This window comes from Microbulbifer sp. TB1203 (assembly GCF_030997045.1).
In the GTDB taxonomy this organism is placed as follows: domain Bacteria; phylum Pseudomonadota; class Gammaproteobacteria; order Pseudomonadales; family Cellvibrionaceae; genus Microbulbifer.
This window is the reverse complement of sequence record NZ_CP116899.1, coordinates 4,793,364-4,807,112: the sequence shown is the minus strand read 5'-3', so window position 1 is coordinate 4,807,112 and position 13,749 is coordinate 4,793,364. Positions and strand designations below refer to the sequence as shown.

Genomic DNA, 13,749 nt, shown 5'->3' with positions numbered 1-13,749 from the left:
GCGCACCATTCGAGAGCCGGTGCAGTCGCGCCTCCCCGGTGCGCACGGCGCACCCTACAATCGCTATCTATAGAGATGTCCCCATGAAACTCAGCGAAGTCACCCTCAGCCACCACTACGCCGACCTGGGCGACGCCTTCGGCACCCGGATCGACCCCACGCCTTTCGAGAATCCTCATGCGGTGCATGTAAATCCCGCGGTGCTGCAACTGCTGGGTATCGACGAATCCGAGGCGGACAACCCGGAGTGGGCGCAGTTGGGTTGCGGAAAAAAACTCTTTTCCGGCAGCCACCCCTTCGCGATGAAATACACCGGACACCAGTTCGGCGTCTACAACCCGGACCTGGGCGACGGCCGCGCGCTACTACTGGGAGAGATCGACAACAACGGCGAACTGTGGGAGCTGCATTTAAAAGGCGCCGGCAAAACCCCCTACTCCCGTTTCGGCGACGGCCGCGCGGTGCTGCGTTCCACTATCCGCGAATACCTCGCCGGCGAGGCACTCACCGGCCTCGGCATCGCCAGCACCCGCGCCCTCTGCCTGGTGGGCAGCGACGAGCCGGTGGTGCGGGAAAAAATCGAGAGCGGCGCCATGCTGATCCGCGTGGCCAGGAGCCATATCCGCTTCGGCCACTTCGAGCACTTTTTCTACACCCACCAGTTGCAGGCGCTGCAGCAGTTGATCGAATTCACCTGTGCGCGCTTTTTGCCGGAAGCACAGTCGCTGCCCGCCAGCGAACAGGCGGAGGCGCTGCTGCGCTACACGGTGCGACAAACCGCAAAACTGGTGGCCGGCTGGCAGTCGGAGGGCTTCGCGCACGGTGTGCTGAACACCGACAATATGTCGATCATCGGCGACACCTTCGACTACGGCCCCTACGGCTTCCTCGACGACTACGAACCCGGCTTTATCTGCAATCACTCCGACTATACCGGCCGCTACGCCTTCGACAAGCAACCGGGGGTGGCGCTGTGGAACCTGAACGCCCTGGCCCACGCGCTGTCGGCCTTTGTGAGCACGGAGAAGCTGCGCGACTGCCTGGAGGCATTCCAGCCGCGCCTGACTGAAGACTACGCCGCGCTGATGCGCGCCAAACTGGGGCTGCAACAGGAAGAGGAAAGTGATCAGCAGCTCTGTGCCGACCTGCTGCAGCTCCTGGAGAATTCCGCCGCCGATTACACACTGTTTTTCCGCGCCCTCAGCCACTACCGCGGCGAGCGCCCGGCGGTGGCATTGCGCGAACTGATCCCGGTGGGCGGGCACGAGGCCCTGGACCATTGGCTCGACCACTACGACCATCGCCTGGAGAGAGAGAACAGCGACTGCCAGCAGCGCAACAGCGCCATGCTCACCGCCAATCCCAAATTCGTGCTGCGCAACTACCTGGCGCAAAAGGTTATCGACGCCGCCGAGGGCGGCGACTACCGACCCCTGCGCACCCTGCTGGATCTGCTGCAGAGCCCCTTCGACGAGCACCCGCACTGCGAAACCTGGGCCGCGGCGCCGCCGGAATCCGGCAAGCATATGCCGATCAGTTGCTCTTCGTAGGGTGCGCCATGCGCACCGATAATGCCGAGCGGTGCGCATGGCGCACCCTACGCCAGTCCCAACAGCTAAACTGAGAAGTGTTTCCGCCCAACGTATATGACCTGGCGTAACATTCTGGTCACAACCAGATGAGGGTAACGAGATGCTGAGAAATTTCCTGATTGCCGCCTGCTGCCTGACGTTTGCCCTACAGGCCAGCGCCCAGGACGCCCTGGGCAAATGGCGCACCATCGACGACGAAACCGGCCAGGCGAAATCCATCGTGGAGATCTACCAGATGGGCGGCAAATACTACGGCCGCGTGGTGGACCTGCTGAGGAAGCCGGACGACACCCTGTGCGACAAGTGCCCCGGAGACCTCAAGGGCAAGCCCATCGTGGGCATGGACGTGATCACCGACATGGTGAAAACGGGCAACGAGTACGAGGGTGGCAAGATTCTCGACCCCAACACCGGCAAGGTCTACGACTGCAAATTCTGGGTTGAGGGGGAAGACCAACTGAAAGTGCGCGGCTACCTGGGTTTCTTCTACCGCACCCAGACCTGGTACCGGGTCGAATAAGCCGGGGCCCGGGCTCGCCACCTAAACTGTGGTCCACCCGTTTGCGGGCCTCGCTCATTCCGCCAGCACGACCCGGCCGCCCCTGGCGCCGCTGGCCCGCGCGGCCACCAGCTTGCCGTCCTCGGTGGTGTCGATACTGACCCGGGCGCTCATCCCCGCGCGCAGCGTCGGCGCCTCTTTGGCCGGGTAGAGGCGCAGACGCACCGGTATCCGCTGCACCACCTTAGCCCAGTTGCCGCTGGCGTTCTGCGGCGGGATCAGCGCGGAGTCGCTGCCACTGGCCGGGCTGAGGCTGACCACCTGCGCCTGCCAGCGGAAATCCGGGTAGGCGTCCAGGATCACCTCTGCCTGCTGGCCGGCGCGCACCCGGGCCAGTTCGGTTTCCTTCAGGTTCGCCTCCACCCACACGGACTCATCGCTCAGCATATTGATCACGCCGATGCCCACCGGGGCCATCTCCCCCGTCTGGGGGACTTCGTTGGCGATCACGCCGTCCACCGGTGCAACGATTCTGGTGCGGGACAGCCGGTAGCGCGCCTTGTCCAGCTGCGCCTGGGCCACTCTCAAGCCGGCCTGCTCCTCCAGCGGGAGCAGCGGGTCACCGCCCAGTTCTGCGCGCAGGCTGGCGAGTTTTTCCGTATTGATCACAATCTGCGCCTGCGCCCGCGCCAACTGCTGGCGCGATTCATCCAGATGCGCCTCCGACAGCGCCGCCCGCCCGAGCTTTTCGTTGCGCGCCAGCCGGCGGCCGTAATAATCGGCGTCCTGTTGCGCCTGGCGCAGGGCCGCCTCAGCTTCCGCATAGTCGGCGCGGCGGGCCAGCAGTTGGTTTCTCACCTGCGCCAGGTGCGCCTCCGCCTCATCCACCGCCAGTTGAAGCGGTGTGTCGTTCAGGCGCACCAGCAGGTCCCCGCGCCGCACTTCCTGGTTGGCCCCAACCGCCACCTCGGCGATGATGCCACTCACCTCGGGAGCCAGGGAGAGCTTGTCCACCTTCACGTAAGCGTTTTCCGTTTGCACCCTGCCCCAACCGCCGAACAGGCACCAAACGGTTACCGCGACCGCCGCGGCGATGCCGACAACAAACCCCAGGCGACGCGCGGGCACTTTCCCCAGTTTTTTTACCACCTCAAATGCTCCTCACGAGTTCGCCAGGCTGATGGACGCCACCTCCTTGCGCTCCGCCTGCTTCCGGCCCCTCCCTATGAGGGGCGCTGATTATAAGCATGCCTATACTGTCGCAATGTGAAGCCGCCAGCATTTGTAGGAGCGGCCCATGGCCGCGATCAGGCTGCAGAAACCCTGGCGGGCCTGCGGCCCGCGTGCCGAGCTGGAGCTCGGCGTTCCCAGGGGCCCGGCTCCCACAAAAAAAAGGGGCGAACACAAAGTTCGCCCCTATAACTCGCTTTCGTCGTTCCGGCGCAAGCCGGAACCCAGATACCGCCAGACTGGATACCGGCCTGCGCCGGCATGACGAGTGAATGAAAACTCGATTTCCCAGGCTAGAACATTTATTTTTCCACCACTTCCACCTTGTCCACCTTCTGGAACCCCCGCGGCAGCTTGTTGCCGCGGCGGCCGCGCTCGCCGAGGTAGTGGTCCAGCTCGGAGATTTTGATCTTGGTGTGGCGCTTGCCGGCGTGGATCACCAACTGGTCACTGCCCTCCAGCACGGCAACACCCACCACGATTTCCTCGCGGCTGGCGGCGCGCGCCGAGGGGATATTGATGATCTTGTTGCCCTTGCCTTTGGCCAATTCCGGCAGTTCGGAGACGGGGAATACCAGCATCCGCCCCTCGCTGGTCACCGCCGCAAGCAGTGCCTCTTCCGGGTTTTCCACCACACGGGGAGGCAGCACCCGGGCGTTTTTCGGCAGGGTGAGCATGGCCTTGCCAGCCTTGTTGCGCGACTGGAGGTCGGCGAACCTGGCCACAAAGCCATAGCCGGCGTCCGAGGCGAGCAGTACCCGCTGATCGTCAGCGCCCATCAGCAGCCCCTCGAAGGTGGCACCGGAGGGCGGGTTGATACGCCCGCTCAGGGGCTCGCCCTGCCCCCGCGCCGAGGGCAGTGTGTGGGTGGCGATGGCGTAGCTGCGCCCGGTGCTGTCCAGCAGCAGCGCCGGCTGGTTGCTCTTGCCGCGGGCGGCGAACTTGAAACTGTCGCCGGCCTTGTAGTTGAGGGAAGTGGGGTCGATATCGTGGCCCTTGGCGGCGCGAATCCAGCCCTTGTCCGACAGCACCACAGTAATGGGATCGGAACTGAGCAGCTCCGCCTCGCTGAAGGCTTTGGCCTCCTCGCGGGCGACGATGGGGGAGCGGCGCTCATCGCCGAACTCGTCCGCCGCCTCCAGCAGTTCCTTCTTGATCAGGGACTTCAGGCGGCGCGCGGAGCCCAGGGTTTTCTCCAGTGTGTCGCGCTCCTTTTCCAGCTCCGCCTGCTCGCCGCGGATCTTCATTTCCTCGAGGCGCGCCAGTTGGCGCAGCTTGGTGTCGAGGATGTATTCCGCCTGCACATCGGTAAGTTCGAAGCTGTCCATCAGGACTCTCTTCGGCTCGTCGTGGGTACGGATAATCTCGATCACTTCGTCGATATTGAGGAAGGCGATCAACAGGCCGGCCAGCAGGTGCAGGCGTTTCTCCACCTTGTCCAGGCGGAACTGCAAGCGCCGGCGGGTGGTGACGGTGCGGAAGCTCAGCCACTCGCCCAGGATCTTGTCCAGGGATTTGACCTGCGGGCGCCCGTCGATACCGATCATATTCATATTGATGCGGTAGCTGCGCTCCAGGTCGGTGGTGGCGAACAGGTGGTTCATTACCGCATCCGCGTCCACACGGTTGGACTTGGGCACTACCACCAGGCGGGTGGGGTTTTCGTGGTCGGATTCGTCGCGCAGGTCCGCCACCATCGGCAGTTTCTTGGCCTGCATCTGCGCGGCGATCTGCTCCAATACCTTGGCGCCACTGGTCTGGTAGGGCAGCGCGGTGATCACGATATCGCCGTCCTCCCTGCTCCAGAGTGCGCGCATCTTGACCGAGCCGCGACCGGTCTCGTAGACCTTCCGTATATCCTCTCGCGGGGTGATGATCTCCGCTTCGGTGGGCATATCCGGGCCCTGGATATACTCGCAGAGCTCCGCCACCGTGGCCTTGGGGTTCTCCAGCAGCGCCACGGTGGCATCCACCACCTCGCGCAGGTTGTGCGGGGGAATGTCCGTGGCCATACCCACGGCGATGCCGGTGGTGCCGTTCAGCAGGATATTCGGCACCCGCGCCGGCAGCACTGCCGGTTCGTCCATGGTGCCGTCGAAGTTGGGCTGCCAGTCCACCGTGCCCTGGCCCAGTTCCGACAGCAGCACTTCGGAGTACTTGCCCATGCGCGATTCGGTGTAGCGCATGGCGGCAAAGGATTTGGGATCGTCCGGCGAGCCCCAGTTGCCCTGGCCGTCCACCAGCGGGTAGCGGTAGGAGAAGGGCTGCGCCATCAGCACCATGGCCTCGTACACGGCGCTGTCGCCGTGGGGGTGGTACTTGCCGATCACGTCGCCCACGGTGCGCGCGGACTTCTTGTACTTGGCGCTGGCCTTCAGCCCCAGTTCGCTCATGGCGTAGACGATACGCCGCTGCACCGGCTTGAGGCCGTCGCCGATATTGGGCAGGGCGCGGTCGAGAATCACGTACATGGAGTAGTCCAGGTACGCCTTTTCTGTGTATTCCTTGAGCGGCAGGCGCTCGCTGGCCTCGAAAACGGAGGTGTCGGTCATACAGCGTCAGTCTCGTTATTCTGCTCGGAAGAGGCGGATTATGGAGGCGATTGGCGAACGGTTCAAAGAGGGGGTCATCCGGATTCACCTCCGATTGCCGACGCCGGGCTGTCGGGCAGCTCGCCGAGCAGCCAGGATCGGAACTGTTCGACCTTTTCCAGGTGCTCCTGTCTGCCGCTCAGCAGGTAGTAGCCAAACCCCGGCAGGCGACACTCGGGCCGGTGGGGTTGCAGCCAGCCCTGGTGAACGGCGGACTCCACCAACAGGTTGCTGGCAAACGCCAGCCCCTGGCCCGCCAGCGCCGCCTGGATCACGTGTAGCTCCTGGTCATAGCTGTACTGCACCACTCTCTTTCTGCGCGGGGCGAAGCGGCGCAGCCATTGCCCGGCGGTAATCGGCGGCAGCTCGGGACTTTTCCATTGGGTTTCCAACAGGGTGACCGATCTGCCCGATTCCAGGCGGGCGATGGCATCGGCGGTACCGTAGAGACCGAAGTTTTCACGCAATAGAAGTTCGGCTTCCCCCCCGGGCTCCCGCCCGTAGCGAATGGCGATGTCCACATGCCGGTCCCGTTTCAGGTCGACCGGTTGCTCGTCGGTCTGCACCACCACCCGCAAATCCGGGTATCTGTCGTAAAAACTTTGCAGCCGGGGCACCAGCCACAGGGCGGCGAAGGCGCTGGTGGTATTGACGGTGAGTGCCTTGGGCTGCCCGGAGATTTCCTCGATAGCGCCCGCCAGGGTCTGCAGTGACAGGCGCGCGGCATCGGCCAGCCGGCTGCCGGCACCGGTCAGGCGCACCGCGCGGGTCCGCCTTTCGAACAGGCCCACTCCCAGCTGCGTTTCCAGGTTGCGAATCTGGTGAGACACCGCAGTGGGGGTGATATGCAGTTCCTCCGCCGCGGCCTTGAAACTTCCCAGGCGCGCAGCGGCCTCGAATACCCGGATGCTGTTCAGATTGCCCAACCGGCGGTGCATGACCATTCCTACAGATGAATAAAATTCATTTATTAGTGAAAAAGCATCCTTTGTCAATACGTGCCTCTGAAAGCACAGTTATCCCACAGACGCAATCAAGTCCGTGGAGGAAAAGATGAAAAGCATCCTGAAAATAGCTGCCAGTGCCCGCCAACTGAATAATGCGGAGGGAAAGTATCGCTCTCTCTCACGCTCGCTTTCGGAGTATTTCTGCAAGCGTTGGCGCCATCTCAATAGTGAAACCTTGTTTATCCATCGGGATGTGGGCGCTGAGCCTCCCGCTTTTATCAGCGAAGCCTGGATAGCGGCTGCCTTCGCCCCGGAATCCCGGCGCAGTGCGGAACAGCGGGAGCTGCTCGCCCTGTCCGACCAATTAATCGACGAGGTGGCACAGGCGGATCTGATTCTGATTGCCACACCGATGTACAACTACGGCATGCCCGCCAGCCTCAAGGCCTGGTTCGATCAGGTGATCAGGATCGGCAAGACCTTTTCCTTCGACCTGGACCGAGGCGATTTCCCCCTGGAACCAATACTTTCGGGGAAAACCCTGGTGTTGTTGTCCTCCAGCGGCGAGTTCGGTTTCGAGCCGGGTGGAATCCGCGGGTCCATGAACCACCTCGGGCCCCATCTACGCACCCTTGGCCGCTATCTGGGAGCGGAGGACTTCCACGAAATCCGCATCGAATACCAGGAGTTCGGCGATCGCCGGCACCAGGAGTCCGTGGAGTGGGCATACCGCGCAGTGGACAGACTGGTGGAAAAACTGAACGGGAAAATACACCCGGCGACCAGTGGCAGTATTTAACGGTTATCCGCCGCTAGGGTTTTCCGCAGGTTGTGGTACCTTCCACCTCCTGAAAACAAAAACCCCCATCGGATAAGGAAACCGTCTATGCCCGTCCTGTTCGCCTTTCTGCATCACCTCACCGCCTTCGCCCTGGTGGCCGCGATCGCGATCGAGCTGGTTCTGCTGAAGCAAAAGTTCACCCTGGAGAGCGCGCGCAAACTGCAGGTGGTAGACCGGGTGCTGGGCATCTCCGCGGGAACGCTGCTGGTGGTGGGCCTGCTGCGGGTGTTCTACTTCGAGAAGGGAGCCAGCTACTATTTCGCCAACGGCGCCTTCCACGCCAAACTGACCTTCTTCCTGCTCGCTGCTTTCCTGTCCATCTACCCAACCATCCGCTTTATCTCCTGGAACAAGGCACTGAAACAGGGGCGACTGCCGGAAGTCAGCGACGGGCAGCTGCGCACCATGCGCCGGGTGGTTCACCTGGAACTGGCGGCGATCGCGGTGTTACTGCTGGCTGCGGCTATGATGGCGAGGGGAATTGGCTATTTTGGCTAACGCCCCTCTCCCGATGCGCCAACTAGTGTGGTGTAAGGTACTAATTGTATATATCAGCGGGCCGCTAAGCGGCCAGATGCAAGGCGCATTTGCGCTGGCGTAGTTGTTCTACGTCAAGCAAATGCAACGCCGCAGATGGCTGCTTAGCGGCCCGCCCGAAGGGAGCCCCCCCTCTTCACCAATAGAGAGGGTCCACAGCTGCGTTGCCGCTCTTGAAAAGGGCACGCCATTCCCTGCGAGCGGCGCCTAACTGTGAACGATTTGGGGGGCTCTGATATACACAATTAGTACCTTACACCACATTAGAGAAGAGCCGGAAACCCATTGGCATCGAAACTCCACCTCAACCGCGTCGCCGTCGGTGCGCTCGAAGATATCGACCTGACCCTGGCGCCGGGGGAGATCGTCTGCCTGTCCGGCGCCTCCGGTGCCGGCAAAAGCCGGCTGCTGCGGGCGATCGCTGACCTGGAACCCCACGGCGGAGAGATTCGCCTGGGAGAACAGGAGCAGTCCTCAATACCCGGCCACCAATGGCGGCGGGCGGTAATGATGGTCCCCGCGGAGAGTGCCTGGTGGTTCGATACGGTGGGCGAGCATCTGGACAAGCCGATGCCCAAGGCGCTCCGCACACTGGGCTTCAGTGAAGAGACCTCCAACTGGCCGGTGGCCCGCCTGTCGTCCGGTGAGAAGCAGCGCTTGGCCCTGGTGCGGGCTTTGTCCCGCGAACCCCAGGTGTTGCTGCTGGACGAGCCCACCGCCAATCTGGACGATGAGACCACCCGGCGGGTGGAGGAATGGCTGCTGTCCCTGATTCGCGAGCACCACCACCCGGTATTGTGGGTGGCGCACCGCGAAGACCAGATCCGGCGCGTGGCCCGGCGGCACTTCCGCATCGAAGGCTCACAACTGGTGGAGCGGGAGCTGCGGGAATGAACGTGATCGACCTGTCCTGGTGGCAACTGGCCCTCACATCGTCACTGGTGTTGGCGCTGGCCGCCTGCACTCATATTGCCCGCCTGGGGATTGGCAAATCCCTGCTGATCGCCGCGGCGCGCACCGCCATCCAGCTGGCACTGGTGGGCATGGTGCTGGAAGCGTTGTTCGCGGTGGGCAGCCTGCACTGGGTGGCACTGATGGGGCTGGTCATGCTGCTGCTCGCCGGGCGGGAGGTGATGGCGCGGCAGAAATACCGGCTGCGCGGCGGTTGGAGCTTCGGCATCGGCACCCTGTCCATGTTTATCTCCGCCTTCAGCGTCACCGTGCTGACCCTGGTGGTAATCATAGGTCCCAGCCCCTGGTACGAACCCCAGTACGCCATTCCACTGCTCGGCATGCTGCTCGGCAATACCATGACCGGCGTGGCCCTCGGCCTGGACCGGCTCACCGAAAGCGCGCGGCGCTCCCGAGATATCATCGAAAACCGGCTGATGCTGGGCGAGACCTGGACACAGGCCTGCGGCGATTTCCGCCGCGAGGCTATGCGCGCGGGGTTGATGCCGATTATCAACTCCATGGCCGCGGCGGGCATCGTCTCCCTACCGGGCATGATGACCGGCCAGATCCTCGCCGGCAGCCCGCCGGCGCTGGCGGTGAAATACCAGATACTGATTATGTTCACCGTCGCCGGAGGCACCGGCTTCGGGACTTTCGCTGCCGTTGCCATCTGCTCGCGGCGGTTGTTTGACCGGCGGGAGCGGTTGCGGATGGATCGGTTGTGTGAGGGCCGCGGCGATTAGGTTCCCAGGCAAAGGAAACCTTATTATTGACTCGGCGGCATGTGTTCAGTGGACGCCAAGAGCGGCCCCCTGGAACGAAAGATCAGACATTGAGATGTTGCTCAATGATTGAGTCGAGCTGCTCAACCGAAGCCTCCTCCGGCAATGACTCCATATCCTGCGAAATCTCCGAGAGCTTGCCTTGTAAAAACCGCTCCTCAAGTATTGAAACATCCGGGCGCTTCCTGAAGAGCATTGCCTCTTGGGAGATGGCTGCCTCTGGAAGGCTCGCAGATGCCCAAGCCCCTATACGCACACCGGCGTAAAGAATTCGTGCCTGCCTCGGACTACAACCTCCGGCGTGGCAGGCATGATAGAACATTACGTCTGCTTCCTTACGGGAAATTTCCGGCGTTTCGCACGCGACATCATGCACAATTGACGCCCGCCGGTAATCGTCCGTGTACGGACTGCCAACCATGGACCAAAGCGATCTCGGGATACTGGCGCCGTTCACTGTTGAGCCTTTCGGCGCCAACCACACACGCCCCACCGGGTCGGTGAAGGAAAAGTCTTCAAGTAACTCCATATCCCTGTCATTTCCGTTGGTATCGACAAGCCACTCGGTTTTCGGATTGCCGGAGAAGGAACCGTGATTTGCCATAGCATGCTCCCGGCATGGATGTTGGTCGCAGAGGCTACATATAGTAGTGGGTTTGAGTCGCAGTCATGGTGTTAGCGGCAAACATTGTCGTTAAAATGCCCGGCATCTGAGCTCGGCGACATCGGGCCAAAGTAGCGGAACAGGCGCAAAGTGGTAAATTTGATCTTGACCTAGAGTGCACTCCAGGATGTTTAATTTCGCTCAAGGCGATAAGAACGCCCTAGCCCAGCAAGGCCAAGGAGCTCAGCCATGTCACGGAAAAACGACCTGCATCTGCAAAACAAGCTCGCTTTACAAGAAGCTTTCGCCGCTCTGGCCACGGGAAACCGCGGTCCGTTCGGTGCGTTGATGGACGAAGACGCCAGCTGGACAATCATCGGCACGACCGCCTGGTCCGGCACCTATCGCGGCCTGCGGCAGATTCGCGATGAGTTGCTGGGCCCGCTGTTCGCCCAGTTCGCGGATACCTATACCTATACCAATACCGCCCATCGCTTTATTGCGGAAGACGATTATGTGGCAGTTGAGTGTCGCGGCAGAGTTTCCCTTCGCTCGGGCAAGCCCTATAACAATACCTACTGTTACATTTGCCGCTTCGAAAACGGCAAGATAAAGGAGCTGACCGAGTATATGGATACGCTACTTGTCGAGGAGGTTCTCGATGCGCCAACACGCCGCTGAGCGATCGCGCTCCCGGCTTCGCATCGGGGAGCTCGCCGCACGCTCGGGGAAGAGCGTGCACGCCATTCGCTGGTACGAAAGCCAGGGACTTATGCCCGGCGTACGTCGCGACACCGGCGGACGTCGCGTTTACAGCGAGCATCACGTCGGCTGGCTGGAACTGCTCGGGCGCCTGCGCTGTACGGGCATGTCCATCAAGGACATGCACCGCTATACCGCCCTGGTCGAAGAGGGTACGGATACCCTCGATCAACGCCAGCGACTTCTGCAGACTCACCGACTGCAGGTTGAGGAACACATTGCGGAATGGAACCATGCCCTCGAAATGATCGACCGGAAGATCGGATTCTATGCTCACTGGATCGAATCCGGTTCCATGCCCACCGCCGATTGGCTGTCCGAAGAGCGGACGAAGGCAATGGAACCGTGTGTGCAATCCGGCGAAAGCGAAACCTGACTCATTTCTGCCAGGCTCGAACAGAAGCCTGGGCGACCCGAAATCAGAAATTCCAGTCCACGGAAAACTGCAGCGAGTTATCTGCACCCTTGTCCCCGTTGTAGCTGTAGTAGGCCAGCGTGCCGGAAATCGCATCGCTGAAACCGAAGCGTGCGAAGGGTTTGAGGTAAGTAGTGCTCTCTATATCCACATTTTCACTGTAGCAGTCACTGCAATAGGTGATACCGCGGTCGATATCGAAATAGCGGTAACCTGCGTTGAGGCCCAGTACAAAATTGCCGGCTTCGGAGAGCGGAAGCTGAATGCCGCCATCGATATAGATTGAACCGGCATCAATGCTTGAGTCTTCGGTGGATTCGTCGCCAGTCCAGTCGTTTTCCACCCGCTGGGAGAACTCGTCTTCGTCGTCAATAATAAAGAAACTGACTCCAATGTTGAAATTGAACAGGCCCTTCTCGCCCGCATAGCCGACACCGATACCAAAGCCGCTGTCGGAAATACCGCTGGCGGCGGCAATATCGGGATCGAAATTGATCAGTTCCGCGTTGACGCCCCAGCGGCTCTTATACAGCGACGGCGCCATATCTCCCTGCGCCGCCACAGTGGAAGCGGCCATACACGTCAACACCCCCAAGGTCAAGCTGCTGATTTTATGCACGTTTTATTCTCCTTTTAAGAGTGTGACAAAAAGCTCGCCGCGATTAAAAAGGGGCGGTGCTTACAAGTCAAGGGCAAACGACAGAGGAGCGCAGGCCCTCTAAGGCCCGAACAAGCTAGAATAAAGGTGCTCAAAGCACCACCTCATGGTGCTGCACAGTTTTCTCATAACGTAACATCAGCTCTTGAACCTCACCGGGAACTACCGCTCTTTCGAATTTCTCACCTGCAAAACTTTTCACGTCTTCAAGAGACTCAAACCAGAAAATAGTCGTAAACTCGACTTCATTTTCAGATTCACGCCTGAGCAAATCGGTACCTTTGTGGCCTCGAACTCCCCGGGTAACTTTAGGAAGAACCTTGCTCTTGAAAAGCTCCTCATATTTCCGGGAATTCTCTTTCGTTGTCCACCCTTTCCATACTCTTGCGATCACTAAAAACCCTCTATTTCAGAATATTTACTGTAAAGCACAGCGGCGGCATGTTTGGGACGCTCAACACCGAGCGTTAACTGCGACTTGTTAATTGTATACCTCAATGTACCATTTGGGTTTCATACGTCCGAAGTCACGACGGATGTGCGATTTCAAACTTTTCTTGGAATCCAGTACGAAGGCCTGATCGTCTTGCCTGGAAAATACAACCCAATGCCAGAAAGGCTTTCCTCCTTCTATATGCCATTTGATTGCAAGCAGGGCTTTCGCTGGAAGGCGATCCCAAGACTCAAACGGAACTTCCACAGCCGATGTGGAAATTTGGAGAGCAGACAGGATCTGCCGCACATACCCTGTGTCTGACCACAAGGTTTTATCCTCGGCGTAGATCCCCAAACTGTTGGCCACTCGCTTGGCTTCAGCGTAAGCTACACCTGCAAGAGCGGCACTCGCCGCTATTCCACAGCCTGACATTTCCTCTTGGACAACTGGTTTCATGTGTTTTGCCAATTAACAGAGCAGGTGTCGCATGCAGTTTGATCATAAACGTTAGAATTTTATGAACCCCTGTCGGGGGGACTGGAAATCAGGCCAAACTAAACCGTAAAGTCAGCAAACTCATCGTATACTTTTACTGAAATGCGTTCTCCCAAACTGCGCATTTTCTGCATTTCCTGCGGGTTTTCTCTTTTCCAGAAGGCTTTCCAATCTTCAACTGTGTCCCATCGGGCTATGGTCAGGATCTTACCCGCACCGCCTTCCTCCTGAAGCAGAAAACTGCCTCTCGCCCCCTTGACACTGTCATGAATATTGCTTGCTTTTATTTCAACGCAGGCGGACGATTCGGAGGCACCCTTCGATATCAGGCGCACGCTGTTTTATCTCGCCTGCCATTGATTATTATGCATTGGGATATAAAAGATCACGATACCCCCAAACCAAT

16 protein-coding genes are annotated in these 13,749 nt (G+C 60.2%); 8 read left to right on the top strand and 8 right to left on the bottom strand.

What is annotated here, in order from left to right; all coding sequences use genetic code 11:
* Positions 1–83 precede the first annotated feature (83 nt).
* Both PP263_RS20320 and PP263_RS20315 read left to right on the top strand, forming a co-directional pair.
* The gene (locus tag PP263_RS20320) at positions 84–1,550 is read left to right on the top strand and encodes a protein adenylyltransferase SelO family protein (protein WP_308365864.1); all 1,467 of its coding nucleotides are present in this window, start codon (positions 84–86) and stop codon (positions 1,548–1,550) included.
* Between the two features lie 142 nt (positions 1,551–1,692).
* Entirely contained in the window at positions 1,693–2,112 is a 420-nt protein-coding gene (locus PP263_RS20315) for a DUF2147 domain-containing protein (protein WP_308365863.1), read from the top strand.
* A 54-nt stretch (positions 2,113–2,166) separates the two neighbouring features.
* On the opposite strand, the gene PP263_RS20310 is transcribed toward PP263_RS20315, so the two are convergent.
* From PP263_RS20310 to PP263_RS20300, 3 genes are all read right to left on the bottom strand, one after another.
* On the bottom strand, positions 2,167–3,240 hold the full coding sequence (locus PP263_RS20310) for an HlyD family secretion protein (protein WP_308365861.1): 1,074 nt from the start codon (positions 3,238–3,240) through the stop codon (positions 2,167–2,169).
* A 383-nt stretch (positions 3,241–3,623) separates the two neighbouring features.
* The gene (parC, locus tag PP263_RS20305) at positions 3,624–5,873 is read right to left on the bottom strand and encodes a DNA topoisomerase IV subunit A (protein ID WP_308365860.1); all 2,250 of its coding nucleotides are present in this window, start codon (positions 5,871–5,873) and stop codon (positions 3,624–3,626) included.
* Between the two features lie 74 nt (positions 5,874–5,947).
* Positions 5,948–6,850, bottom strand: a complete 903-nt coding sequence (locus PP263_RS20300) for a LysR family transcriptional regulator (protein WP_308365859.1) — start codon at positions 6,848–6,850, stop codon at positions 5,948–5,950.
* A gap of 115 nt (positions 6,851–6,965) precedes the next feature.
* Here PP263_RS20300 and PP263_RS20295 point away from each other — a divergent pair, with 115 nt between their 5' ends.
* From PP263_RS20295 to fetB, 4 genes are all read left to right on the top strand, one after another.
* A complete protein-coding gene (locus PP263_RS20295) occupies positions 6,966–7,658 on the top strand; it encodes an NAD(P)H-dependent oxidoreductase (RefSeq protein WP_308365858.1) in 693 nt (230 codons plus the stop codon).
* An 87-nt stretch (positions 7,659–7,745) separates the two neighbouring features.
* Positions 7,746–8,198: a DUF2214 family protein gene (locus PP263_RS20290; RefSeq protein ID WP_308365857.1), complete on the top strand. Its 453-nt coding sequence runs from the start codon at positions 7,746–7,748 to the stop codon at positions 8,196–8,198.
* A 324-nt stretch (positions 8,199–8,522) separates the two neighbouring features.
* The gene (locus PP263_RS20285; protein WP_308365855.1) at positions 8,523–9,131 is read left to right on the top strand and encodes an ATP-binding cassette domain-containing protein; all 609 of its coding nucleotides are present in this window, start codon (positions 8,523–8,525) and stop codon (positions 9,129–9,131) included.
* Positions 9,128–9,934 (top strand): iron export ABC transporter permease subunit FetB, encoded by an 807-nt coding sequence (gene fetB / locus PP263_RS20280; RefSeq protein ID WP_308365854.1) that lies wholly within the window; start codon positions 9,128–9,130, stop codon positions 9,932–9,934. Before PP263_RS20285 ends, fetB begins: the two co-directional genes overlap by 4 nt.
* 82 nt (positions 9,935–10,016) lie before the next feature.
* Here fetB and PP263_RS20275 read toward each other — a convergent pair whose 3' ends face one another.
* Positions 10,017–10,577, bottom strand: coding sequence for a DUF1353 domain-containing protein (locus PP263_RS20275; protein ID WP_308365853.1), 561 nt, complete (start codon positions 10,575–10,577; stop codon positions 10,017–10,019).
* 249 nt (positions 10,578–10,826) lie between these two features.
* Between PP263_RS20275 and PP263_RS20270 the strand changes: the two genes are divergently transcribed.
* Positions 10,827–11,258 carry a nuclear transport factor 2 family protein gene (locus PP263_RS20270; RefSeq protein ID WP_308365852.1) on the top strand — a complete coding sequence of 144 codons (432 nt, stop codon included), beginning with the start codon at positions 10,827–10,829 and terminating at the stop codon, positions 11,256–11,258.
* Positions 11,239–11,715: a MerR family transcriptional regulator gene (locus PP263_RS20265; RefSeq protein ID WP_308365851.1), complete on the top strand. Its 477-nt coding sequence runs from the start codon at positions 11,239–11,241 to the stop codon at positions 11,713–11,715. Before PP263_RS20270 ends, PP263_RS20265 begins: the two co-directional genes overlap by 20 nt.
* 43 nt (positions 11,716–11,758) lie before the next feature.
* Here PP263_RS20265 and PP263_RS20260 read toward each other — a convergent pair whose 3' ends face one another.
* The 4 genes from PP263_RS20260 to PP263_RS20245 all read right to left on the bottom strand — a co-directional run bounded on the left by PP263_RS20260 (position 11,759) and on the right by PP263_RS20245 (position 13,678).
* Positions 11,759–12,373 (bottom strand): hypothetical protein, encoded by a 615-nt coding sequence (locus PP263_RS20260; RefSeq protein ID WP_308365850.1) that lies wholly within the window; start codon positions 12,371–12,373, stop codon positions 11,759–11,761.
* A 130-nt stretch (positions 12,374–12,503) separates the two neighbouring features.
* Positions 12,504–12,806, bottom strand: coding sequence for a hypothetical protein (locus PP263_RS20255; protein WP_308365849.1), 303 nt, complete (start codon positions 12,804–12,806; stop codon positions 12,504–12,506).
* A gap of 87 nt (positions 12,807–12,893) precedes the next feature.
* Positions 12,894–13,304 carry a hypothetical protein gene (locus PP263_RS20250; protein WP_308365848.1) on the bottom strand — a complete coding sequence of 137 codons (411 nt, stop codon included), beginning with the start codon at positions 13,302–13,304 and terminating at the stop codon, positions 12,894–12,896.
* 98 nt (positions 13,305–13,402) lie between these two features.
* Positions 13,403–13,678: a hypothetical protein gene (locus PP263_RS20245; protein WP_308365847.1), complete on the bottom strand. Its 276-nt coding sequence runs from the start codon at positions 13,676–13,678 to the stop codon at positions 13,403–13,405.
* Positions 13,679–13,749: the final 71 nt, after the last annotated feature.

Excerpts from the sequence above, each read along its gene's own strand:
- PP263_RS20290 (WP_308365857.1), top strand. The coding sequence starts at position 7,746 with ATGCCCGTCCTGTTCGCCTTTCTGCATCACCTCACCGCCTTCGCCCTG.
- PP263_RS20300 (WP_308365859.1), bottom strand. The coding sequence starts at position 6,850 with ATGCACCGCCGGTTGGGCAATCTGAACAGCATCCGGGTATTCGAGGCC.
- PP263_RS20315 (WP_308365863.1), top strand. The coding sequence starts at position 1,693 with ATGCTGAGAAATTTCCTGATTGCCGCCTGCTGCCTGACGTTTGCCCTA.
- PP263_RS20265 (WP_308365851.1), top strand. The coding sequence starts at position 11,239 with ATGCGCCAACACGCCGCTGAGCGATCGCGCTCCCGGCTTCGCATCGGG.
- PP263_RS20250 (WP_308365848.1), bottom strand. The coding sequence starts at position 13,304 with ATGAAACCAGTTGTCCAAGAGGAAATGTCAGGCTGTGGAATAGCGGCG.
- parC (WP_308365860.1), bottom strand. The coding sequence starts at position 5,873 with ATGACCGACACCTCCGTTTTCGAGGCCAGCGAGCGCCTGCCGCTCAAG.
- fetB (WP_308365854.1), top strand. The coding sequence starts at position 9,128 with ATGAACGTGATCGACCTGTCCTGGTGGCAACTGGCCCTCACATCGTCA.
- PP263_RS20295 (WP_308365858.1), top strand. The coding sequence starts at position 6,966 with ATGAAAAGCATCCTGAAAATAGCTGCCAGTGCCCGCCAACTGAATAAT.
- PP263_RS20275 (WP_308365853.1), bottom strand. The coding sequence starts at position 10,577 with ATGGCAAATCACGGTTCCTTCTCCGGCAATCCGAAAACCGAGTGGCTT.
- PP263_RS20270 (WP_308365852.1), top strand. The coding sequence starts at position 10,827 with ATGTCACGGAAAAACGACCTGCATCTGCAAAACAAGCTCGCTTTACAA.
- PP263_RS20320 (WP_308365864.1), top strand. The coding sequence starts at position 84 with ATGAAACTCAGCGAAGTCACCCTCAGCCACCACTACGCCGACCTGGGC.